Origin of the sequence: Tepidicaulis marinus (assembly GCF_000739695.1) — a bacterium.
Classification (GTDB): domain Bacteria; phylum Pseudomonadota; class Alphaproteobacteria; order Parvibaculales; family Parvibaculaceae; genus Tepidicaulis; species Tepidicaulis marinus.
Map to the genome: position 1 here is coordinate 37,411 of NZ_BBIO01000019.1, position 21,327 is coordinate 58,737.

Consider the following 21,327-nt stretch of genomic DNA (forward strand, 5'->3'; position numbering starts at 1 on the left):
GGGGACGTTATGGATGATCTACTTCGCGAATTCCTGACCGAAACGACAGAGAGCCTCGACGTTGTCGACGTCGAGCTCGTGAAATTCGAGCAGGAACCCAATAACGCGCAGATTCTGGATAATATCTTCCGTCTCGTGCACACCGTGAAGGGAACTTGCGGGTTCTTGGGTTTGCCGCGTCTGGAAGCGCTGGCGCATGCAGCCGAAACGCTGATGGGCAAGTACCGCGACGGCATGGGCGTGACCGATGGCGGCGTGACGGCGATCTTGCATTCCATCGACCGCTTGAAGCTCATTCTCTCCGAACTGGAGGCCAATGAAGCCGAGCCCGACGGGTCTGACGACGATTTGATCAATCAGCTGAACGCGCTTTCGCAAGCTGAAGCGGCTGCCGCGCCTGCCCCCGGGGCTGCCCCCGCCGAAGAAGCAGCTCCCGCTGCCGAAACCGCGGCCAGCGATGACAGCGCTGCTATCGATCCGCTTCTCGACCGCCCGCTGCGTCCCGGCGAGGTTTCGCTGGACGAGCTTGAGCGCGCATTCCAGGAAGCCGAAGGCCCCGAGCTTGCCGCGCCGGCTCCCGAGCCTACGCCGGCCCCGGTTGAAGAACCTGCCGCAGCAAGCGCGGAGGAGAGTGAGGGCGAAGGCGGCAAGAAGGAAAGCGTCGCCAACCAGTCCATCCGCGTGAATGTCGACACGCTTGAAAACCTGATGACGATGGTTTCCGAGCTTGTGCTGACGCGCAACCAGCTTCTGGAAATGGTGCGCCGTCTCGATGACAGCGAATTCAAAGTGCCGCTGCAGCGTTTGTCCAATGTGACGGGCGAACTGCAGGAAGCGGTGATGAAAACGCGCATGCAGCCGATCGGCAATGCCTGGCAGAAGCTGCCGCGCATCGTGCGCGATCTCAGCCGCGAGCTTGGCAAGAAGATCGATCTGGAAATGATCGGCGCGGAAACCGAGCTCGACCGTCAGGTGCTTGACCTGATCAAGGACCCGCTCACCCATATGGTGCGCAACTCTGCCGACCATGGTCTGGAGACGACGGCCGAACGCGTTGCGGCGGGCAAATCCGACAAGGGCCGCATCACGCTGCGCGCTTATCACGAAGGCGGCCATATCATCATCGAAATTGCCGATGACGGACGCGGCCTCGATGTCGAAAAAATCAAGGCAAAGGCGATCGCCAACGGCCTTGTCAGCGAAGCGGAAGCGGAAAAGCTCACCGAGCAGCAGATCCACCGCTATATCTTCGCGCCGGGCTTCTCGACGGCTGCCAAGGTCACGAACGTATCGGGCCGCGGCGTCGGCATGGACGTGGTGCGCACGAATATCGAGCTGATCGGCGGATCGATCGACCTGCGCTCGACGCATCACAAAGGCACGACCTTCACCATCAAAATCCCGCTCACGCTGGCGATCGTTTCCGCGCTTATCGTGGAAGCGGCCGAAGAGCGTTTCGCCATTCCGCAGCTTGCCGTTGTGGAGCTGGTGCGCACGAAAGCCGATTCCGATCACCGTATCGAGCATATCAACAACACGCCGGTTCTGCGTCTGCGCAACCGTCTCCTGCCGCTGGTCTTCCTCGACCAGTTCCTGGGGCTGCGCTCCTCGGCCGAAGCCCTGTCCGAAGATGGGCGCACGGTAACTTCCGATGAAGCCTTCATCGTGGTGACGCGTGTGGGCGAGCAGATTTTCGGCATCGTCGTGGACAGCGTCTTCGACACGGAAGAGATCGTGGTGAAGCCGGTGGCCTCGCTTCTGCGCGATATCACGGTGTTCTCCGGCAACACGATCCTGGGCGATGGCTCGGTGATCATGATCATGGACCCGAACGGTGTTGCACAGGCCATTTCCGGCGAGCTCAACGAAATGGAAGAGATCGTGGCCGAAGAACAGCAAGGCTTTACCTCCGACGGCGAAACCTCGCTTCTGGTCTTCTATGCCGGCTCGAAAGAGCCCAAGGCCGTACCGCTCTCGCTGGTTACGCGCCTGGAAGAGTTCGATATCTCCGAAATCGAATATTCCAACGGCTCCAACGTCATTCAGTATCGCGGCAAGCTGATGCCCATCATGCATGTGGCCGAAGGCACCGCGCTGCGCAGCGAAGGCCGCCAGCCGATCCTCGTCTTCACGGAAGAAGAACGTTCCGTCGGCCTCGCGGTGGACGAGATCGTGGATATCGTTACGGACCGTCTCGATATCGAGCTGACCTCGGAAGTGCCGGGCATCCTGGGCTCCGCCGTGATCCGCGACAAGGCGACGGAAGTTCTGGACGTTGCCCATTATCTGACGCGCGTTTTCGCGGACTGGTTCCGCCGCAAGGAAGCGGCGCTGCAGGCGGGCGCTGCCAAGCGGCTTTTGCTTGTCGATGACAGCCCCTTCTTCCGCACCATGGTGACGCCGCAATTGGCGATGGCCGGCTATCAGGTCGTGCATGCCGCCAGCGTGGAAGCGGCATGGAAACTGCGCGATGCGGGCCAGACCTTCGACATCATCGTTTCGGACATCGAAATGCCCGTGACGAACGGCTTCGAATTCGCTGCTGCGGTCAAAAAAGACGATAGCTGGTCGCATATCCCGATCATCGCGCTTTCCGCGCTCGGGTCTTCGGAAGCCATCGAAAAGGGCCGTCAGGCGGGCTTCGACGATTATGTCGCCAAATACGACCGCGACGGTTTGATCCAGGTTCTCAATGAAATTCTTGATGCCAAAGGAGAGGCGGCATGAGCGAGCACGACACCAAAGCAGCTTCGACGCGTACTTCGCGCAAGAAAGCCGCAGCTGCGGTCAGCGGTGCCGGCATGTCCGAGTACATCACCGTGGTGATCGAGGACCAGCTTTTCGGCATTCCCGTACCGCGCGTGCATGACGTGTTCATGCCGCAATCCATGACGCGGGTGCCGCTTTCGGCACCGGAAGTGGCGGGCGTTCTGAACCTTCGCGGACGCATCGTCACGGCGATCGACATGCGCCGCCGTCTGGGTCTGCAATCGCGCGACCGTACGGCCGGATGCATGGCGGTGGGCGTCGAGCACCGAGGCGAGTCTTACGGCTTGATCATCGATAGCGTCGGTGAAGTTCTGCGCGTTGCCGATGCGGATATGGAAAGCAATCCGGCCAATCTCGATCCGCGCTGGCGCGAAATTTCCGCCGGGGTGCAGCGCCTTGAATCGCGGCTGATGATCGTGATCGATGTCGAACGGGTTTTGAATTTTACGGGTCAAACGCTGGCGGCTTGAGAAAGTCCAGGCATTAGGAGAATGGCATGAAGACGTGTCTGGTCGTGGATGACAGCTCGGTTATCCGTAAGGTAGCCCGGCGCATTCTGGAGGAAATGAATTTCTCCATCGAAGAAGCCGAGGATGGGAAAGAAGCGCTCGACCGTTGCCTGGGCGCGATGCCCGATGCCGTTCTCCTCGATTGGAACATGCCGGTGATGAACGGGCTCGATTTCCTGAAAGAATTGCGTGCCAAGCCCGGCGGTCAAAAACCCATCGTGGTCTTCTGCACCACCGAAAACAACATGTCGCATATCACCGAAGCGATCAGCGCGGGTGCGAACGAATACATCATGAAGCCGTTCGACAAGGAAATCATCGAGTCCAAGTTTGCTCAAACCGGATTGATCTAAGTGAACGCCGTACCCGCAACACCCAAACCCCGGAACGACCAGGCTGTTCGCGTTATGGTCGTCGACGATTCCGTCGTCATTCGCGGGCTGATCAGCCGCTGGCTGGACGCGCTGCCCGATATCGAGGTCGCCGTGACCTGCCGGAACGGTGAAGACGCGGTCAAGAAGATCGCGGATGCCGATGTCGATATCGTCATTCTGGACATCGAAATGCCGGTGATGGACGGCATGACGGCCTTGCCGAAACTGCTGCAAGCGGCGCCCGGCGTGCGTGTTCTCATGGCCTCGACCCTGACGCGCCGCAATGCCGATATCTCCCTGAAAGCGCTGAAGCTGGGCGCCGCCGATTATGTGCCCAAGCCCGAAAGCACGCGGGAAGGCAATGCGCCGGAAGAGTTTCAGCGCGAGCTCGTTGCAAAGATCCGCGGCCTCGGTCGGCGCCGCCGTCCTGCCATGCGGGCGGGCAGTGCCGCTTCTCCGGCTGCCGCCCGCCGTCCGCTCAGCCCGGCGCCTGCCGCAGCGCCCAAACCCATCGTTTTGCAGCCTGCCTCCAAGACGCGCCCGCGCATTGTGGCGATCGGCAGCTCGACGGGCGGTCCGCGCGCTCTCTTCGATCTTCTGGGCGCGCTATCGCCCTCGCTTGCGCGGTTGCCGGTGGTGATCACGCAGCATATGCCGGCGACGTTTACCTCCATTCTGGCCGAGCATATCGAAGGGGTGGCGAAACGCCCCTGCGTGGAAGGCCAAACGGGCATGAAAGTGGAGCCGGGCAAGATTTATGTCGCGCCGGGCGGTTTTCACATGATGTTCGAGGCGAAGGGCACGGATACGTTCATCAAGCTCGACGATTCAGCGCCGGTGAATTTCTGCCGGCCCTCCGTCGATCCGATGCTCGACAGTCTGATTGCGATTTACGGGCCTGCGATCCTGACCTGCATTCTGACCGGCATGGGCCATGACGGGCGCGATGCCGCGCGCCGTGTGCAGCAGGGCGGGGGAACGGTGCTGGCGCAAGACGAAGAGACCAGTGTTGTTTGGGGAATGCCCGGAGCGGTCGCTCAGGCAGGGATTTGCCACAAAGTGCTGCCGCTCGGCCAGCTTGCCGAAACGATGGCCCGGTTGATTGTTGGAGGCGTGTCATGAGGCAGGCGGACTTTGAATATCTCGCTAAGTTCCTCAAAGAGCGCTCCGGCCTCGTGCTGACGCCGAATAAGGAATATCTGATCGAAAGCCGGCTTCTGCCGATCGCCCGCGACAATGGCTTTGAAGACATTGAGGGACTGGTCGGGGCCATGCGGCCGGGCGCTGTGGCGCTGCTGGAGCAGGTCACCGAGGCGATGACGACGAACGAGTCCTTCTTCTTCCGGGACAAGACGCCGTTTGAAATGTTCGAGAAAGTGATCCTGCCGCATCTTTTGGACTCGCGCTCGGGCACGAAGCGCTTCCGGATCTGGTGCGCCGCCGCTTCCACGGGCCAGGAGCCTTATTCGCTGGCGATGCAGATGAAGGAAATGGGCCACAAGCTGGCCAATTGGCGTCAGGAAATCATCGGGACGGACCTGTCCGCAGATGTGCTGCGCCGGGCGAAACTGGGCAAATATACCCAGTTCGAAGTGCAGCGCGGGTTGCCCATCCAACTCCTGGTGAAATATTTCAAGCAGATTGGCCATGATTGGGAGATTTCTCCCGATATCCGCTCGATGGTGCAGTACCGCAAGCTCAATCTTCTGGAAGAGTTCAGTGCGCTCGGCCAGTTCGATGTGGTGTTCTGCCGCAACGTGCTGATTTATTTCGACCAGCAAACCAAAGCGCAGGTGCTGGAGCGGATCGCCAAGCAATTGGCCCCCGACGGGTTCCTGGTGCTGGGGGCGGCGGAAACCGTGATTGGCATCACCAAGGCCTTCAAGCCGCTGAAAGGCTGCCGCGGGCTTTATGTGCCGGCGGAGGCCGATGTCTCCAAGCTGGAGCGGGCGGCCGTTGCTTGATCGGCGCTGAAATCTGCCATGAAAAAACCCGGCTTATGCCGGGTTTTTATTTGGGGGCGCCAAATAATAAAGGCGTCTCCTCCCCCGAAGAGACGCCTTTATTTTCCCCTCGCACGCAAATTCAGGCGCGCTGACGCGGGTCTACTTAGGCCGAGGCTTTGGTCGCCTGGGTCTGTTCGTGCGGGTCGCGCAGCACATAGCCGCGGCCCCAAACCGTTTCGATGTAATGTTCGCCGTCCGTCGCCGCGGCCAGTTTCTTGCGCAGCTTGCAGATAAAGACGTCGATAATCTTGAGTTCCGGCTCGTCCATCCCGCCATAAAGATGGTTGAGGAACATTTCCTTGGTCAGGGTCGTGCCCTTGCGCAGGGAAAGCAGTTCCAGCATCTGGTATTCCTTGCCGGTCAGATGCACCCGCTGGCCGTCCACTTCCACGGTTTTCGTGTCGAGGTTGACGGTGAGCTTGCCGGTGGTGATGACCGACTGGGAATGGCCCTTGGAGCGGCGGACCACGGCGTGAATGCGTGCCACCAGCTCATCCTTGTGGAAGGGCTTGGTCATGTAATCGTCGGCGCCGAAGCCGAGACCGCGCACTTTGTTCTCGATTCCCGCCATACCGGAAAGAATCAGGATCGGCGTGCCGATCTTTCCTGTGCGAAGGCTTTTCAACACCTCATAGCCGCTCATATCCGGCAGATTGAGATCGAGAAGGATAATGTCGTAATCATAGAGCTTGCCCAGGTCGACGCCTTCTTCACCCAGATCCGTAGTGTAAACGTTAAAGCCTTCGGATTTGAGCATCAGGTCGATGCTCTGCGCTGTTGCGCTGTCATCTTCAATCAGCAGTACCCGCATCGAAATCCTCATCCGAGCCAAGGACTTAGGTCCTTAATGGCTCCCCTTATCGTTAATCCATCTATACCACTTTAAGATGATTTGGTTAACAAAGGTTAATCAGAATGAAGAAATTAGAAAAATTTTTATCCGAACTGTAAGAAGCCCGGTGATATCCGCTAAACCATTGTAAATACGTAAATTTTTCTTTTCCGCGAATATCAGGCGGGGGTTTACGGCCCTTTAAGCATGTTCCGGCCAAAATGACGATCTCGCGAGTCGTTTCAACGGGGATGTGGCCGGTGCAGGCGCTTCTAGCAGAAGTAGAGAAAATTCAAGAGGTTAGGTCGTATGGCCGGGTCGCCAGCATTCAGGGGCTCATGGTCGAGGTGGCCGGGCCTCTTTATGCCATGAGTGTGGGCAGCCGCATTGTCATCGAAAGCCGCTCCGGCAAGACCGTGCCGTGCGAGGTGGTGGGGTTCGGCCAGAAAACGGCGCTTTGCCTGCCTTTCCTTACCCTGGACGGGGTAGGGGTGGGCTGCCGGGCCTGGATCGAGGCGGCAGAGCCCGTGGTGCATCCTTCCCGCGGCTGGCTTGGCCGGGTCGTCAATGCGATGGGCGAGCCGATCGACGGCAAGGGCCCGCTGCCGCAAGGGGCGCTGCCCATGCCGTTCCGCGGCACGCCGCCGCCTGCTCATCAGCGCGCGCGGGTCAAAGAGCCGATCAATCTCGGCATCCGGGCCATGAACACGTTTACCACCTGCTGCAAGGGCCAGCGGATGGGCATTTTCGCCGGCTCCGGTGTGGGTAAGTCGGTGCTTCTGTCCATGCTGGCCAAAAACACCGCCTCCGATGTCTCGGTCATCGGGCTGATCGGGGAACGTGGACGCGAAGTACAGGAATTCATCGAGGATCATCTGGGCCCCGAAGGGCTTGCCCGCTCGGTCATCGTGGTCGCGACCTCGGACGAGAGCGCCTTGATGCGCCGTCAGGCGGCGCTTTTGACGCTGACCCTTTCGGAATATTTCCGCGAGCAGCATCAGGAAGTGCTCTGCCTGATGGACAGCGTGACCCGTTTTGCCATGGCGCAGCGCGAGATCGGTCTTTCCGCCGGTGAGCCGCCGGCGGCCAAGGGCTATACGCCGACCGTTTTTTCCGAGTTGCCGCGTCTTCTGGAACGTGCCGGTCCCGGCACGGGGGAAGGCTCGATCACCGGTCTTTTCACCGTTCTGGTGGAAGGGGACGATCACAACGAACCCGTCGCCGATGCGGTGCGCGGGATCCTGGACGGGCATATCGTTCTTGAACGGGCGATTGCCGAACGCGGGCGTTATCCCGCGATAAACATTCTTAAATCGGTTTCCCGTACCATGCCGGGGTGCAACCGGCCGGAGCAGCAAGAGCTCATCCGGAAGGCACGGGGATTGATGGCCGCCTATGACGATATGGAAGAACTCATACGTCTGGGGGCCTATAGGTCGGGTTCCGATCCCTTGGTGGATCGGGCCATCCGCTATCAGCCGGCACTCGATGCGTTTCTGGCCCAGGGTCAGAACGAGTGCACGGGCTTGGACGAAGGATTTGTTCAGCTCGCTCAAATTCTCGAAGGACTCGAGGACGGGCGCAGCGCGACGGAGGGGACTGACTAATGAAAAGCCGTGAATCGTTGATCCGGCTGCACCGCTTTCAAGTAGATGAAAAGCGGCGGCAGGTGGCCGATATCGAGAGCATGCTCGAAGATTTTCAGCGCAAGGAGCGCGACCTGGAAGCCCAGGTGGTGCAGGAGCAGGAAAAGGCCGGCATCTCCGATGTCGCCCATTATGCCTATCCGATGTTCGCCAAATCCATGCGCGCGCGCCGGGACAATATGATCGAGTCCATGAGCGAGCTGAGCCGCCAATTGGAGCAGGCCCGTGAGGAACTGGCCGATGCCTACCGCGAACTCAAGAAATACGAGCTTGTGGAGCAGAGCCGCCAGCGCCGGGCGAAACGCGAGGCCGCGCGGATCGAGCAGAATGTGCTCGATGAAGTGTCGCTGAATATGCATCGCCAGAATATGGGCGGCTGACGGGGGAACATCCCTCAAAAGCTCAGGCCTTCACGAATGGGAACCGGCACGGCATAATGCGGGCAAGTTCATCCATTTTCGTGAGAATGTTTCTTCATGCCTTCTTTTGACGTTGTCTCCAAAGTCGATCTTTCCGAGGTCGACAATGCCATTCAGAACGTGCGCCGGGAAATCGAGCAGCGCTATGATTTCAAAGGCTCGAAATGCTCGCTCGAGCGCAATGACGAGGAACTTGTTATCCTTGCCGATGACGAGTTGAAGCTGAAACAGATGCATGAAGTCTTGCAGGGTCACCTGGCCAAGCGCGGCATCGAACCTTCCGTCCTCGATTATAAACCCGCCGAAAATGCCGCCGGTCAGTCCCAGCGCCAGAAGGTCGGCATCAAGCAGGGTCTTTCCAAGGAGCTGGCCAAAAAGCTGGTGAAGGAAATCAAGGACAAGAAGCTGAAAGTGCAGGTCGCCATTCAGGGCGACGAGCTGCGCGTCACCGGCAAGAAGCGGGACGATTTGCAGGACGTGATCCAGCATCTGAAAACCCGGCCCGACGAGCAGCCGCTGCAATATGTGAATTTCAGAGATTGAGGCGACGTACGCGCCAATAGAAAAGCCCGGCTCTTAAGCCGGGCTTTGATCTTTTTACCGGAGCGGGGGTATTTACCCGCGCAAGACGATCCGTTTGACGATGTAAAGGATCGAGATGGCGATAAGGTATCCGAGAAAACGGATGCCGATCAGTTTCAGATCGCCGTCCACATCGGCAAGATTGGGAAGTGGATTGGGTGCATCGGCCATGATGCGCCGGCCGACATTGACGGCCTCATGGGCAATGGTTGCAACCAGCGTCCAGACCAGGATCTGGTTGTAGCGCTTCATCAGATAGGCCGCGAGGGCGGCGATGATGAGCCCTTGAATGGAATTGACAGTGTCGAACCCTTGCTGAAATAGCGACAGAGCTTGGGCGACATATTCGTTATTCATCGGAAATCCCCCCTATCCGATCCACCACGTTATCGGCGCAGCTTAACCGATCAGCGTGTAAATTGCATCACGGGTTCTACGGATTTATGACAGAGTGTCAGCGGAGATTGATGTCTCGGTTAACGTGCCGAAGAGCCGGTAAGCGGCGGGTTGCCGCCGGATTGGCTTGAAAGCACGGGCGGATCTTCCAAAAGCAGGCCGGAAATTTTTTTCACAGCCTCGCCCGCTGTGCTTTGCGGGTGACGGAAGAAAAGCGGCGCCTGGCGGCGGATCGCATCGCGCACTTGCGTGTCGGCGGGAACGATCCCGGCAAGCAGGGGCTCGGTGCCGAGGAAATTGCGGCAGGCATTGGCAAGGGTTGCATAGGTGCGCTGACCTTCGGTTTTGTCCGCCGCCTGATTGATGACGAGACGGATATCGGCGCGCGGGTTTTGCCGCAGAAGCAGTTTGATGAAAGCATAGGCGTCCGTGATCGAAGTCGGATCGGGCGTGACCACCACGACATGGCGGCCATCATGTTCGCACAATTTGCGTACGGCGCCATCGAGCCCGGCGGCAAGATCCAGAATGACCGCGCCGTAATGACCGGCGAGCTTTTCAATGCCGCGTTTAAGGCGCGCGACTTCTTCGATCGACAAGGCGCTGAGCGTGCCGCTGCCGGACTGGCCGGTCATGATGTCGAAGCTCGCACCGCCTTCCTCCTCGCCGAAGGGGCGGAAGGTAAAGAGCGCGTCTTTCAGCGAGACGCGCCCGGCAATCACACTGCCAAGGTCGTGGCGCGGGCTGAGGCCGAGCTGCACATCCACGTTGGCAAGGCCGAGATCGCCGTCGATGAGCAGCGTTTTGACGTTCCGCAGCGCAAGCGCCTGGGCAAGCGTCACGGAAAACCACGTCTTGCCGACACCGCCTTTGCCGGAGGCAACGGAAATGATGTTTGCGCGGGTCATGCTTTTGTCCTCGGACATGCTGGTTGGGTCATGCGGATCGTGCCTTGCGGCTGCCGCTTGTGCCGGTTTCGCCAAGCACAAGCTGGGCGAGACGCACCGGGTCGAGCCGGGCAAGGCCCTGACCCAGATAGGGGCTGATGCTGATTTGCGAAAGCGACAGGCCGGAGGCGTCGGCGGCGGCAAGCAGCCCGCCCATGCGCCGGGCAAGGTCGAGCTGCGTGAAGATCACGCGCCGCGCGCCAAGCTGCGCCATTTCTTCGGCAACTTCCGCGGTCAGCACCGGGTCCATGGCGGCGGAGAGCACGGCCACCGGTTCGGCTTTGCCGCCGCGCCGGGCCGCCGCGATCATCTCTGCCGCCTCTGCGCTTTCCTGGGCGTTGAAAGGGTTGAAGCTTGCCGTGTCGATGAGGCAGGCGCGCGCGCCGTGCATGGAGGCGGCTTCACGATATTCGGCAAGATGACCGGTGAGTTCATCGGCGGTTTCGGCTTTGAGAACCGGCGCTTCGAGAAGCGCGCCGTAAGCCTCGCTTTGCAGCGCCGCGCCGGTGCGCACCGCATCGGCGGTGATCAGCGTAATCTTGGCGCCTTCACCCATGGCCCGTGCGGCAAGTTTGATCTGCGTGACGGTTTTGCCCGCGCCCGGCATGCCGATGAGAAGCAGCGGGCGCTGCGGCAGGGGCGCAAGCGGCTCGAAATTGAAACGGGTTTCAAGCGCCAAGGCGAGGGCGTTTAAAGGATCGTCCGCGTCCATCGCGCTGGCCGTGCGCACCAGCGACGCGGTGAGTGCGGGCGGGGTGCCATGATCGCTGAGTGCCCGGTGCAGTTCCTCGCTATCGAAGGAGGCATAGCGGGTTTCTGCCGGTTCGTGCCGGGCTGCTTCCCGCGGAGAGGCGGGAGCAACGCGCCGTGCCCCGGCGGGTGCTGCGGGCGCAGAGGTCTTGACCAGAGAGCGCTCGCCTTGCGCTTCAGGCTCGCGCAGGGAGTTTTGCAACCGCTCCAGCAGAATATCATCGAGCGAGCGGCCGGTTTCCGGGGCGAGCAGAGGCGCAGGCTCCCGGCGGCGGCCTTCAATGGCGGCGGTCACTTCCACTTTCCCCGCCGCTTCATGTGTCGAGACAATGATCGCGTCTTCGCCCAGGCTGCGGCGAACCTCGTTCATGGCCTCGGCAAGGCTGGGCGCGGTGAAAGTTCTAAGACGCAAGGCACACTCTTCAAATTTGAAAATTCGGAGCAAGAGGAAAGTCTAACGCAACGGCCTTCCCGGTTAAATCGTTCCGACGGTTTTCAGCTTCGCTTTCGGATGAATCTCATTCTGCGACATGACGATGGTTTGCGGACGGAACCGCTCGATCACCGAGCGCACATAAGGACGGATGCCCGGGCTCGTGAGCAGAACCGGCACGATGCCGAGGCCTGCTGCTTCCTCGAACGTGTCGCGGACGGTCATGATGAATTCCTGCAGTTGGCTCGGCGCCATGGCAAGCTGGCGCTCGTCGCCCTGGCCGATAAGCGCTTCGGCAAAGGCTTCTTCCCATTGCGGGGAAAGCGTGACGAGCTGCAATACGCCTTCGGCGTCCGCATAGGCCGCGCCCAATTGGCGGGCAAGGCGCATGCGCACATGTTCGGTGATCTGCGTCGTATTCTGCGTATGGCCAACGGCTTCGGCCACCCCTTCCAGGATGGAGGGCAGGTCGCGGATGGAGACCCGCTCGGAAAGCAGCGTCTGAAGGACGCGCTGCATGCCGGTGACGGTGATCTGGCCGGGGATGATGTCGTCCGCCAGGCGCTTGTGTTCCGGGCTGAGCTCGTCGAGCAGCTTCTGCGTTTCGGCATAAGAAAGCAGCTCGGACATGTTGTCCTTGATGATCTCGGTCAGATGCGTGGTGATGACCGTTGCCGGGTCCACCACGGTGTAGCCGCGGAAGGCGGCTTCCTCGCGCAGGTTCTCGTCGATCCAGGTCGCGGGCAGGCCGAAGGCGGGCTCGGTCGTGTGAAGGCCCGGCAGTTCGATCTTCGTGCCGTGGGGGTCCATGACGAGAAGCTGGTTGATATAGACATCGCCCCGGCCCGCATCCAGTTCCTTGATGCGCATGACGTAAGCATTGGCATCGAGCTGCATGTTGTCGAGGATGCGCACGGGCGGCATGACGAAGCCCATATCGGTGGCGAACTGGCGGCGCAGCGCCTTGATCTGATCGGTCAGCTTCTGGCCTTCGCTGTCATTGATGAGCGGCAGGAGCCCGTAACCGATTTCAAGGCGCAGCTCATCGATCTTGAGCGCGGTCGAGATCGGCTCTTCGGCCGGCGGTGTTGCTTCGACTTCGGCTTGCGCGGCATCGACTTCGGCCTGTTCTTTTTGCTTGCGCGCGGATGTCAGATAGTAAGCGAGCCCGCCGGTGCAGCTGGCTAGGAAAAGAAACGGCACGGCGGGAATACCCGGCAGCACCGCCATGACGCCCATGACGAAAGAGGACATGCCGAGCGCTTGCGGGTAGCCGGAAAGCTGGTCGAACAGCGCGCGGTCGGCGGCGCCTTCAACGCCTGCCTTGGAAACGAGGAGGCCTGCGGCGGTCGACACGATGAGCGCCGGGATCTGGCTGACAAGACCGTCACCGATGGTGAGCAGCGAATAGGTCGCCCCGGCTTCACCGAAAGGCATGTCCTGCTGGCCGACGCCGACAATGATGCCGCCGATAATATTGATGAAGGTGATAAGAAGACCGGCCACGGCATCGCCGCGCACGAATTTCGAGGCACCGTCCATGGAGCCGAAGAACGCGGACTCGTCTTCCAGCCGCTTACGGCGGGTGCGGGCCGTTTCCTCGTCGATCAGACCGGCGGAAAGATCCGCGTCGATCGCCATCTGTTTGCCGGGCATGGCATCCAAGGTGAAGCGGGCGGCGACTTCCGCGATACGGCCCGAACCCTTGGTAATGACGACGAAGTTCACGATCACCAGAATGGCAAAGACGATGATGCCGATGACGAAATTGCCCTGCATCACGAAATTGCCGAACGCCTCGATGACCTTGCCCGCCGCATTCGTGCCTTCATGGCCCTGAGAGAGAATGAGGCGGGTGGAGGCGAGGTTGAGCGCCAGGCGGATCATCGTGGCGATGAGGAGCACCGTCGGAAAGGCGCTGAATTCGAGCGGTGTGCGGATGAAGAGCGCGGTCATCAGCACCAGCACCGAGAAGGTGATGGAAATGGCAAGCGACAGGTCGAGCAGGAAAGCGGGCATCGGCAGGATCAGCACCACGAGAATGGTGATGATGCCGAGCGCAAGAGCCAGATCGCCGCGCTTGGTGATCTCGCCCAGAATGCGCGCAGGGCCGAAGCCGGTCAGTTTGCCTTGATTGACGCTGATGTCGCTCATGCTCGTTTCGTCCTTATGGAAGCCGGGCTTCCCTGGTTACTCAAAAGGCGGCGTTGGCCGGGGCAGGAACGGCGGTTCCCTCGTCGTTATACTGCTTGAGCTTGTTGCGCAGCGTGCGGATCGAGATGCCCAGAATATTGGCGGCATGCGTGCGGTTGCCGAGGCAATGTTCCAGCGTGCCGATGATCAGGTCTTTTTCGACTTCCGCGACCGTGCGCCCGACGAAGGAGCGGGAAACGGCATCGGCGGTAACGGCGGCCAGGGTCGCGACGGAGGGAGCTGCGGCTTCTTCCAGGCGCGTGCCGTCCGGCAGGCGGATGGCTTCCAGGCCGATTTCATCGCCCGTTGCCAGCAGTACGGCGCGGTGCATGGTGTTTTCCAGCTCACGCACGTTGCCGGGCCAGGCATGCTTGGCAAGATGGCGGCGGGCTTCCACCGACAGGGGCTTGGCGGCAAGGCCGTTCACATTGGCGTATTTGTTGACGAAGTGATCGGCCAGCGCCGTGATGTCGGCCGGGCGCTCGCGCAGCGGCGGCAGCGCCAGATTGACGACATTGAGGCGGTAGAACAGGTCTTCGCGGAAGCGCCCTGCGCGTACTTCATCCGCAAGGTCGCGGTTGGAGGTCGCGATGATGCGGATGTTGACCTTCACCGGCTGCTTACCGCCGACCCTGTCGATTTCCTTTTCCTGGATGGCGCGCAGCAGCTTGGCCTGCAGATGCACGTCGATCTCGCTGATTTCATCGAGCAGCAGCGTGCCGCCATCGGCTTCCTCGAATTTGCCGACGCGCCGGGCGATGGCACCGGTGAAAGCGCCTTTCTCGTGGCCGAAAAGTTCGGATTCGATGAGGTTCTCGGGGATCGCGGCGCAGTTCACGGAAATGAACGGCTTGTCGGCCCGCTTCGACTTACGGTGCACATAGCGCGCCATGACTTCCTTGCCGGAGCCGGATTCGCCCGTGATCATGATGCTGGCTTCGGAGGCGGCGATCTGTTTGGCAAGCTCCAGCACGCCGCCCATTTTCGGGTCTTTGAAGACGAGCTGATGGCTTTCATCGGCAACCGCTTCCAGCACGGCGGCGATGAGCTCGGCATCCGGGGGCAGGGGGATATATTCTTTGGCGCCCGCGCGGATCGCCTTGACGGCGGCCTGCGCATCGGTGCCCACACCGCAGGCAACGACCGGCACATGCACGCGCTCGGCCTGCAGGTTGGCGATCAGCCGGTTAATGTCGATCGACACTTCCACCATGAGCAGATCGGCGCCGCGTCCGGAGCGCAGGATATCCATCGCCTGGTCGATATTGGCGGCGTGGGTCACCTTGGCCCCCTTTTCCATCGCCATTTTCGTGGCGGTGGAGAGCTGGCCGTTCAACGTTCCTACAATAAGAAGTCGCATGTCGCTTTTTCCTTCTACTCACGTATAGATCTGAATCTGGTCGGCAGGCGGCAGCATGGCGTTGATGGCCATTTGCAGGCGCCGCGGGCTTTCCTGACGGGTCATCGCGGCGGCGCTCGCCGCGTAGATGGCCAGGCGCAGCCCGTCTTCCTGAGAATTGCGTTCGATTTTCGCGGCCAGCGGGGCAAAGACCATGTTGCCGAGAATAGCGCCGTAAAAAGTCGTGATCAGCGCGACGGCCATGGCCGGGCCGATGCTCGAGGGATCGGAGAGATGCGTGAGCATCTGCACGAGGCCGACAAGCGTGCCGATCAGGCCCATGGCGGGCGCAACTTCGGCAGCGCGGCGCAGGATCGCGGCGGATTTCACCCAGCGGCCTTTGGCCATATCCAGCTCGGCGCCGAGCAGGCGCTCGACTTCCTCGGCCGGCACGCCTTCGACCACCAGGGTCAGCGCGCGGGACAGGGCGGCATCGCGCCTCAGCTGCGGCAGTCGCTTTTCGACGCCGCGCACGCCTTCCTTGCGGGCGGCCTCGGAAAGCAGAATAAGGCGGCGGGCGGCTTCGGACAGATTGGCGGTTCGGGAGGCCAGCGCGCGGCCAACGGCCCGGACGGCCTCGATCACTTCATCGAACCGGTAAGAAACGAGCGTCATGGCAATGGTGCCGCCGATCACGATCAGGAAGGCGCGCAGGTTGAGAAAGGCTTCCCAATCCCCGCCCAGAAACACGGCCGTGCCGACAAAGCCGAAACCGGCGATGAGGCCGATCGGCGTTGCCAGATCCGTTGCCGATGTGCGCTCTCCGCTCATCCGCTGATGCCCGTCTTGATGATTTCCGTCATCGTCACGCCGAGACGGTCTTCCACAATGACGACCTCACCGCGGGCGACCAGCCGGTCATTGACGTAAATGTCGATGGCCTCGCCGACCTTGCGGTCGAGCTCCACCACGGCGCCGCGTCCCAGCTTCAAAAGGTCGGACACTTCGATATGCGCTTTTCCCAGCACGGCGGAAACGTTGACCGGTACATCGAAAACGGCTTCCAGGTCGGCTGCCGAGCGCTGCGGGTCGGCTGCATTCTGCGCGGCATCGCTCTTATCCTCGGCGCCGTGCGGCGCGTCGGTGTTGGAAAGATCAGGAAGATCCATGCCGGTTTCATTCTCAGACATGTTGCGGCTCCTTTTGGGCAGCAGGGGCAGTGGCGGTTTCGCTTTCGCCTTTCAGGCTTTGAACGTAACGATCGACGATCTGCGTCAATTCTCCGTCGATGGCAGAGAGAGAGCGGGTGATCCCGCCATCGGCCCATTCGACATGGCAATCGCCGAAGGCGACTTCCGGATCGCCGATCAGAAGGACTTGCTCGCTCATGCCGCGCTCATGGCAGAGGCGGTCGACATATCCCTTGAGCAGGCCCGAGAGACCGTCGGCGACGCGCAGTACCAGGTGCGGTTCGCGGTTGAGATGGGTGACGCATTCCTCGATCACGGCTTCGATTTCGGCTTGCGGGCGCTCGGCGATCAGCCGGGCAGCGAGCTTGCGGGCGGCGAGGAGAGAGAGACGGGCGGCGAACTCGCGCACCTCGCGGTTCTCCTGCTCGAGCTGAACGAAACTGGCGCCCAGCGCTTCGCCGATGGCGGCAAGGGTCTGCGCGGTTTGCTGCTCGATACTTGCCTCAGCTTCGGCATACCCGCGCTGATGGCCGATGGCTTCGCCCTCGGCGCGCGCTTCGGCGCGGATGGCGTCGATCTCCTCGTCCGTCAACTCGTGTTTCTTGCGCGGCGCATTCACGACGACGGGCGCGTCTTCGGCACGGAAGACGTTGTCGAACATGAATTTCACTTTCTCTTTTTCTTCTCTCATTACCGCACTCATCAGTACACGAGCTCGTCATCTTCTTTGTTGTCGGCCAGCATGATCTCGCCGCGCGCGGCCAGGTCCTTGGCCATATTGACCATGGCCATCTGGGCTTCATCCACATCGCGAAGCCGCACCGGCCCCATGACTTCCATGTCCTCGCGCAGGATACGGGCCGCGCGTTCGGACATATTGGCGAAGAAAAGATCGCGGATCGTGTCGGACGCGCCTTTGAGCGCGATGGCCAGTTTGTCCTTGTCGATGGAGCGCAAGAGCGTTTGTACGCCGCCCGGATCGAGTTTGCGCAGATCCTCGAAGGTGAACATCAGCGCCTTGATGCGTTCGGCTGCTTCACGGTTGCGCTCTTCGAGAGAGGTCATGAAGCGGGATTCGGTCTGCCGGTCGAAATTGTTGAAAATTTCGGCCATCATCTCGTGGGCATCGCGCCGGTTCGTGCGTGAAAGGTTGGACATGAACTCGGCGCGCAAGGTCTGCTCGACTTTGTCGAGAATGTCTTTTTGCACTGCTTCCATGCGCAGCATCCGGGTGACGACTTCCAGCGCAAAATCTTCGGGCAGGTGGCTGAGCACGCGGGCGGCATGTTCGGAACGGATTTTCGAAAGAACGACGGCAACGGTTTGCGGGTACTCGTTCTTCAGGTAATTGGCGAGCACTTCGTCATTCACATTGCCGAGCTTTTCCCACATGTTGCGCCCGGCAGGGCCGCGGATTTCGTCCATGACGGCATCTACACGCTCGCCGGAAAGGAAGCGCTTGAGGAGCCGTTCGGTGGATTCGTACGTGCCCGTCAGCGCGCCGGTGGAGGACATGTGCGAGGTGAATTCCACAAGCAAACGTTCCACGAGCTGCGCCGAGACGGTGCCGAGGTTCGACATGACCTGCGAGACGTCGCGGATTTCTTCATCATCCAGCTTGTCCCAGATCGCAGACGCGCTGTCATCGGAAACGGAGAGCATGAAGACCGCGGCTTTTTCAGGGCCGGTGAGTTTATCGAGGTCTTCCTTGACTTTGATTTTCAATTGTTCAGCCATGTGCCCATCTCCCCTTATGCCGGCTGCTCATGCAGCCAGTTGCGGATAATGGCCAGGGTCTCGTCAGGATGGCCGCTGATCAGTTCGCCGACTTTCTTGACCGAGGATTCGCGCACCTTGCCTTCGACGCGGGCGATATCGATCATGCTTTCCACGTCGGATGTGCGCTGCACCTGAGGGCCGGGCAGGGCGGCAATGGGCTCACCTTGCTCGTCGGTTCCTTGCGCAATCATCTGCGTGCCGTCTTCGGCCGTATATTGCGTACCGGCAGGCAGGGCGAGGTTGGTGCCCGTCGAGGCGGGCGCGTTCAAGCCTCTGATGAAGGGCCGCACCACAAAGAGCAGCACCAGGACGGAAATGATGAGCAGCGCGGCAATTTCACCGATCCGGATATAGTCGGCCTTGCGCAAACCCAGGAAAGGCTCTTCGATTTCCGGCAGCTTTTCCGCCTCGCTTTGCGGAGCAAAGCGCAAGTTCACGACTTCGACCTGGTCGCCGCGCTCTTCGTCATAGCCGATGGCCGAGCGCACCAGGCTGGCGATCTTTTCAAGATCCTCCGACGAGCGGCTTTGATAATCAACCTGGCCGTCCGGCGTTTGATCGTAAACGCCGTCGACAAGAACAGCGACCGAGATGCGTTTGACGCGGCCTGCTTCGAGTACTTCCGTTTCGGTCACCCGCGAAATTTCGTAATTGACGGTTTCTTCCACGCGGCTCGAGGTGTCGGTGGCGGCGGCGGCGCCATCGCCGTTCTCCGGACCGAAATTGGCGTCCGGCACATTATTGCCGACGGTCACGCCGTCATTGACGGCGCCATCGGAGCTGGCGGAGCTTTCTTCCACGGTCTGCGTGGAGCGCACGACTTGGCCGTCGGGATCGTAACGGTCCGATGTGCGGGTGACGCGGTTGAAGTCCAGTTCGGCGGTGACGCGCACGCGGGCTTTTTCCGGCCCTACGATGCTTTCCACGATCCGCTCGATCTCCGAGCGCAGGCGGCGCTCATAGGCAATGTTGCGTTCGTCGAACGTGGCGTTGAGCGCAGCGGCGGTCTCGTTGCCGTCACCGCTGGCCAGAAGGTTGCCGGCTTCATCGACGATGGAGACACGGCCGGGTTTCAGCCCGTCCACACCGGAAGCAGCGAGATATTGAATGGCTTTGACTTGCGACTGGGCGAGCGGGGCGCCGCGCACTTTCAGAACGATGGAGGCGCTCGGCTCACGGCGCTGGCGGGAGAAGACTTCGCGTTCCGGCAGCACCAGATGGACGCGGGCATTTTCAACCCGGTCGATGGAGCGGATCGTGCGCGCCATTTCGCCTTCCAGCGCGCGCAGGTAATTCAGGTTCTGCACGAAGCTCGTCGTGCCCAGCGCATCGGCATTGTCAAAGATTTCATAGCCGACAATGTTGCCGTTCGGCAGGCCCTGTTCGGCCATGGCCATGCGCATGCGCAAAACGCGGTTTTCCGGCACGAAGATGCGGGTGCCGTCGCCTTTGAGTTCGTAAGGGATGTTCTGGGCGTCAAGCTCGGCGAGAATTGCAGCGGCGTCCTGCTGGTCGAGTTCGGAATAGAGCAAGGCCATGGGCTCTTCGGTGACCTTGATGGTCACGAAGGCGAAGAAGCCGAAAAGGCCTGCGGCCACGAGGCCCAGTGCTGCGATACGAGACGGTCCGAGCGTCTTTAGGAAATCGGCAAAGCTGTTCACGCTACCACCCTAGTGTTGTCGCCTCTGCGTCCCTCTCCTTCTTGGATCGGTCGGCATAGTCGACAGGGGACGGTGGCAACTCCTTTGCCTGTGTGGCCGATCCTTTATCCTTTGGATCAAGCCCCCCTGTGTCGGTAGGCAAAATTTACCGGTATTGAGGTAACCAGATGCTTAACAGGAATGTATTTCCATCGGCTGGGGGGACTCAAAAGCGGAAATAATTGCCCCGATCTGTGGAAAAGTAAGGAGCTGGTAAGGATTGAAATCCCGGGGAGGCGCAGGAAACAAAGAAGGCGCCGGAATGACCCGGCGCCTTCTCGGCAGAAAGTACGCAGCACTCAATCTTACTGCCGGTGTAAATGGCTACTGCCGGTATTGCTGAACCCGTGTGGCGCGCAAACCGGCCAGGCCGTGCTTTTCAATAGAGCGCTGCCAGCTCAGGAATTCCTCCACGGTCAGCGTGTAGCGCTTGCATGCTTCTTCAAGACTGATCAGACCGCCGCGCACTGCAGCCACGACTTCCGCCTTGCGCCGGATGACCCAGCGCTTGGTATTAGGGGGCGGAAGATCGGCCACGGTGAGCGGGCTCCCGTCAGGGCCGATCACGTAGTTCACCCGAGATGACTGTTGCTCGCTCATTGCCTTGCGGTCTCCGTACTCAACTGTGGACACCAATCTAGGCTGGAGCCTTTTAAAAAAGGTCTAAGTGCCACGGTAAAGTTTCCATGAATTTCAACGGGTTAAGCGTGCCATCGCGGGACATGAAAAGGCCGTTCTCCCTTAAGTGCCGCTCGGCGGCTGGCTTTGCGCCTTGTCGCGCACTGCCAGCACATCCGAAGCCGGGATCGTCTGGTCGCCCAGATTGATCAGCGGGACGTTGCCGGAGAAGTCGACGCCGGTCACCGTGCCGGTGATGCGGGAGGAATATTGAACCTGCTCGCCGTCTTCGTTGGTGGCTTCGATATCTATGATGTAGAAGCCGTCGGGCTGGTCCACCCCGTCATTGTTCTTGCCATCCCAAACGAAATCCTGCGCGCCGGTGGCGCCGCTGATTTCCTTCGTGTAGACGGTCGCGCCATTGGCATCGAGAATGTTCAAGGTCGCGGTTTCCGCTTCCTCGGCCAGTCCGAAGATCCAGGAGGCCTCGCCGTCTTTCAGCTCGGCGACGTTGGAGACCGCATCCACTTCCTTGCCGATATAAGAGACGGCCTGGCTGGAGCTTGTGGCGGCGGCGACGGCCAAGAGACTTTCCAGCTGGCGGTTCGTCTGGATCGACTGCTCGACGCCGGAGAACTGGACGAGCTGCTGGGTGAACTCGTTCGATTCGAGCGGGTTGAGCGGGTCCTGGTGGCGCAGCTGTGTGGTCAGCAGCGTCAGGAACGTATCGAAATTCGTGTCCAGCGCCGCAGAAGCGGTGGCGGATTGGGCGCGCAGGTTCTGCTGTGCCTGAGCGGCGACAGAGGCGGGGTTGCTGCCGAGAATATCCATAAAGGTCTCCGTTC

Annotated in this window: 21 protein-coding genes; 8 read left to right on the forward strand and 13 right to left on the reverse strand. The window is 60.6% G+C overall.

Translation table 11 applies throughout. The annotated features are described in order from the left end of the window. Positions 1-9 precede the first annotated feature (9 nt). Genes M2A_RS14830 through M2A_RS14850 form a run of 5 tightly spaced genes read left to right on the forward strand, consistent with a single transcriptional unit; the run spans position 10 to position 5,616 of the window. Complete coding sequence (locus M2A_RS14830; RefSeq protein ID WP_045449073.1) at positions 10-2,727, forward strand: hybrid sensor histidine kinase/response regulator; 2,718 nt, start codon at positions 10-12, stop codon at positions 2,725-2,727. Then, positions 2,724-3,239, forward strand: a complete 516-nt coding sequence (locus M2A_RS14835; protein ID WP_045449074.1) for a chemotaxis protein CheW — start codon at positions 2,724-2,726, stop codon at positions 3,237-3,239. Before M2A_RS14830 ends, M2A_RS14835 begins: the two co-directional genes overlap by 4 nt. A 26-nt stretch (positions 3,240-3,265) precedes the next feature. Then, positions 3,266-3,631, forward strand: a complete 366-nt coding sequence (locus tag M2A_RS14840) for a response regulator (RefSeq protein ID WP_045449075.1) — start codon at positions 3,266-3,268, stop codon at positions 3,629-3,631. Next, positions 3,632-4,774 carry a protein-glutamate methylesterase/protein-glutamine glutaminase gene (locus M2A_RS14845; protein WP_280113609.1) on the forward strand — a complete coding sequence of 381 codons (1,143 nt, stop codon included), beginning with the start codon at positions 3,632-3,634 and terminating at the stop codon, positions 4,772-4,774. Continuing rightward, on the forward strand, positions 4,771-5,616 hold the full coding sequence (locus M2A_RS14850) for a CheR family methyltransferase (protein WP_045449077.1): 846 nt from the start codon (positions 4,771-4,773) through the stop codon (positions 5,614-5,616). The genes M2A_RS14845 and M2A_RS14850 overlap by 4 nt, the downstream gene beginning before the upstream one ends. A 145-nt stretch (positions 5,617-5,761) precedes the next feature. On the opposite strand, the gene ctrA is transcribed toward M2A_RS14850, so the two are convergent. Continuing rightward, the gene (gene ctrA / locus M2A_RS14855) at positions 5,762-6,469 is read right to left on the reverse strand and encodes a response regulator transcription factor CtrA (RefSeq protein WP_045449078.1); all 708 of its coding nucleotides are present in this window, start codon (positions 6,467-6,469) and stop codon (positions 5,762-5,764) included. Between the two features lie 281 nt (positions 6,470-6,750). Between ctrA and fliI the strand changes: the two genes are divergently transcribed. The 3 genes from fliI to M2A_RS14870 all read left to right on the forward strand — a co-directional run bounded on the left by fliI (position 6,751) and on the right by M2A_RS14870 (position 9,098). After that, positions 6,751-8,097, forward strand: coding sequence for a flagellar protein export ATPase FliI (fliI, locus tag M2A_RS14860; protein ID WP_045449139.1), 1,347 nt, complete (start codon positions 6,751-6,753; stop codon positions 8,095-8,097). Beyond that, positions 8,097-8,516, forward strand: a complete 420-nt coding sequence (locus M2A_RS14865) for a flagellar FliJ family protein (protein ID WP_045449079.1) — start codon at positions 8,097-8,099, stop codon at positions 8,514-8,516. The genes fliI and M2A_RS14865 overlap by 1 nt, the downstream gene beginning before the upstream one ends. A gap of 96 nt (positions 8,517-8,612) precedes the next feature. Continuing rightward, positions 8,613-9,098, forward strand: coding sequence for a YajQ family cyclic di-GMP-binding protein (locus M2A_RS14870; protein ID WP_045449080.1), 486 nt, complete (start codon positions 8,613-8,615; stop codon positions 9,096-9,098). A gap of 72 nt (positions 9,099-9,170) precedes the next feature. Here M2A_RS14870 and M2A_RS14875 read toward each other — a convergent pair whose 3' ends face one another. The 12 genes from M2A_RS14875 to M2A_RS14930 all read right to left on the reverse strand — a co-directional run bounded on the left by M2A_RS14875 (position 9,171) and on the right by M2A_RS14930 (position 21,313). Further along, entirely contained in the window at positions 9,171-9,494 is a 324-nt protein-coding gene (locus M2A_RS14875; RefSeq protein ID WP_045449081.1) for a hypothetical protein, read from the reverse strand. A 119-nt stretch (positions 9,495-9,613) separates the two neighbouring features. Continuing rightward, positions 9,614-10,441, reverse strand: a complete 828-nt coding sequence (locus M2A_RS14880; protein WP_197052962.1) for a MinD/ParA family protein — start codon at positions 10,439-10,441, stop codon at positions 9,614-9,616. Between the two features lie 28 nt (positions 10,442-10,469). Then, positions 10,470-11,642, reverse strand: a complete 1,173-nt coding sequence (locus tag M2A_RS14885; RefSeq protein ID WP_045449083.1) for a flagellar biosynthesis protein FlhF — start codon at positions 11,640-11,642, stop codon at positions 10,470-10,472. Positions 11,643-11,705: 63 nt separating this feature from the next. Further along, a complete protein-coding gene (gene flhA / locus M2A_RS14890) occupies positions 11,706-13,817 on the reverse strand; it encodes a flagellar biosynthesis protein FlhA (RefSeq protein ID WP_045449085.1) in 2,112 nt (703 codons plus the stop codon). 40 nt (positions 13,818-13,857) lie between these two features. Then, entirely contained in the window at positions 13,858-15,216 is a 1,359-nt protein-coding gene (gene flbD / locus M2A_RS14895; RefSeq protein WP_045449087.1) for a sigma-54-dependent transcriptional regulator FlbD, read from the reverse strand. Positions 15,217-15,234: 18 nt separating this feature from the next. Further along, positions 15,235-16,026, reverse strand: a complete 792-nt coding sequence (locus tag M2A_RS14900; RefSeq protein ID WP_045449089.1) for a motility protein A — start codon at positions 16,024-16,026, stop codon at positions 15,235-15,237. Then, a complete protein-coding gene (fliN, locus tag M2A_RS14905; RefSeq protein WP_081875663.1) occupies positions 16,023-16,385 on the reverse strand; it encodes a flagellar motor switch protein FliN in 363 nt (120 codons plus the stop codon). Before fliN ends, M2A_RS14900 begins: the two co-directional genes overlap by 4 nt. Further along, a complete protein-coding gene (locus M2A_RS14910) occupies positions 16,378-17,076 on the reverse strand; it encodes a FliH/SctL family protein (RefSeq protein WP_045449091.1) in 699 nt (232 codons plus the stop codon). Before M2A_RS14910 ends, fliN begins: the two co-directional genes overlap by 8 nt. 11 nt (positions 17,077-17,087) lie before the next feature. Beyond that, on the reverse strand, positions 17,088-18,122 hold the full coding sequence (gene fliG, locus M2A_RS14915; RefSeq protein ID WP_045449094.1) for a flagellar motor switch protein FliG: 1,035 nt from the start codon (positions 18,120-18,122) through the stop codon (positions 17,088-17,090). A 14-nt stretch (positions 18,123-18,136) separates the two neighbouring features. Next, the gene (gene fliF / locus M2A_RS14920) at positions 18,137-19,825 is read right to left on the reverse strand and encodes a flagellar basal-body MS-ring/collar protein FliF (RefSeq protein WP_045449096.1); all 1,689 of its coding nucleotides are present in this window, start codon (positions 19,823-19,825) and stop codon (positions 18,137-18,139) included. Between the two features lie 363 nt (positions 19,826-20,188). Beyond that, positions 20,189-20,464, reverse strand: a complete 276-nt coding sequence (gene sciP / locus M2A_RS14925; protein ID WP_045449099.1) for a CtrA inhibitor SciP — start codon at positions 20,462-20,464, stop codon at positions 20,189-20,191. 141 nt (positions 20,465-20,605) lie between these two features. Further along, positions 20,606-21,313, reverse strand: a complete 708-nt coding sequence (locus M2A_RS14930; RefSeq protein WP_052379530.1) for a flagellar hook capping FlgD N-terminal domain-containing protein — start codon at positions 21,311-21,313, stop codon at positions 20,606-20,608. Between the last annotated feature and the right edge of the window lie 14 nt (positions 21,314-21,327).

What these genes read in the sequence shown, in the direction of transcription:
- M2A_RS14900 (WP_045449089.1), bottom strand. Translation starts at nt 16,026, where the DNA reads ATGAGCGGAGAGCGCACATCGGCAACGGATCTGGCAACGCCGATCGGC.
- M2A_RS14870 (WP_045449080.1), top strand. Translation starts at nt 8,613, where the DNA reads ATGCCTTCTTTTGACGTTGTCTCCAAAGTCGATCTTTCCGAGGTCGAC.
- M2A_RS14840 (WP_045449075.1), top strand. Translation starts at nt 3,266, where the DNA reads ATGAAGACGTGTCTGGTCGTGGATGACAGCTCGGTTATCCGTAAGGTA.
- M2A_RS14850 (WP_045449077.1), top strand. Translation starts at nt 4,771, where the DNA reads ATGAGGCAGGCGGACTTTGAATATCTCGCTAAGTTCCTCAAAGAGCGC.
- fliG (WP_045449094.1), bottom strand. Translation starts at nt 18,122, where the DNA reads ATGGCTGAACAATTGAAAATCAAAGTCAAGGAAGACCTCGATAAACTC.
- fliN (WP_081875663.1), bottom strand. Translation starts at nt 16,385, where the DNA reads ATGTCTGAGAATGAAACCGGCATGGATCTTCCTGATCTTTCCAACACC.
- M2A_RS14835 (WP_045449074.1), top strand. Translation starts at nt 2,724, where the DNA reads ATGAGCGAGCACGACACCAAAGCAGCTTCGACGCGTACTTCGCGCAAG.
- M2A_RS14865 (WP_045449079.1), top strand. Translation starts at nt 8,097, where the DNA reads ATGAAAAGCCGTGAATCGTTGATCCGGCTGCACCGCTTTCAAGTAGAT.
- flhA (WP_045449085.1), bottom strand. Translation starts at nt 13,817, where the DNA reads ATGAGCGACATCAGCGTCAATCAAGGCAAACTGACCGGCTTCGGCCCT.
- M2A_RS14930 (WP_052379530.1), bottom strand. Translation starts at nt 21,313, where the DNA reads ATGGATATTCTCGGCAGCAACCCCGCCTCTGTCGCCGCTCAGGCACAG.
- M2A_RS14875 (WP_045449081.1), bottom strand. Translation starts at nt 9,494, where the DNA reads ATGAATAACGAATATGTCGCCCAAGCTCTGTCGCTATTTCAGCAAGGG.
- M2A_RS14880 (WP_197052962.1), bottom strand. Translation starts at nt 10,441, where the DNA reads ATGACCCGCGCAAACATCATTTCCGTTGCCTCCGGCAAAGGCGGTGTC.
- M2A_RS14910 (WP_045449091.1), bottom strand. Translation starts at nt 17,076, where the DNA reads ATGAGAGAAGAAAAAGAGAAAGTGAAATTCATGTTCGACAACGTCTTC.
- sciP (WP_045449099.1), bottom strand. Translation starts at nt 20,464, where the DNA reads ATGAGCGAGCAACAGTCATCTCGGGTGAACTACGTGATCGGCCCTGAC.
- M2A_RS14830 (WP_045449073.1), top strand. Translation starts at nt 10, where the DNA reads ATGGATGATCTACTTCGCGAATTCCTGACCGAAACGACAGAGAGCCTC.
- ctrA (WP_045449078.1), bottom strand. Translation starts at nt 6,469, where the DNA reads ATGCGGGTACTGCTGATTGAAGATGACAGCGCAACAGCGCAGAGCATC.
- flbD (WP_045449087.1), bottom strand. Translation starts at nt 15,216, where the DNA reads ATGCGACTTCTTATTGTAGGAACGTTGAACGGCCAGCTCTCCACCGCC.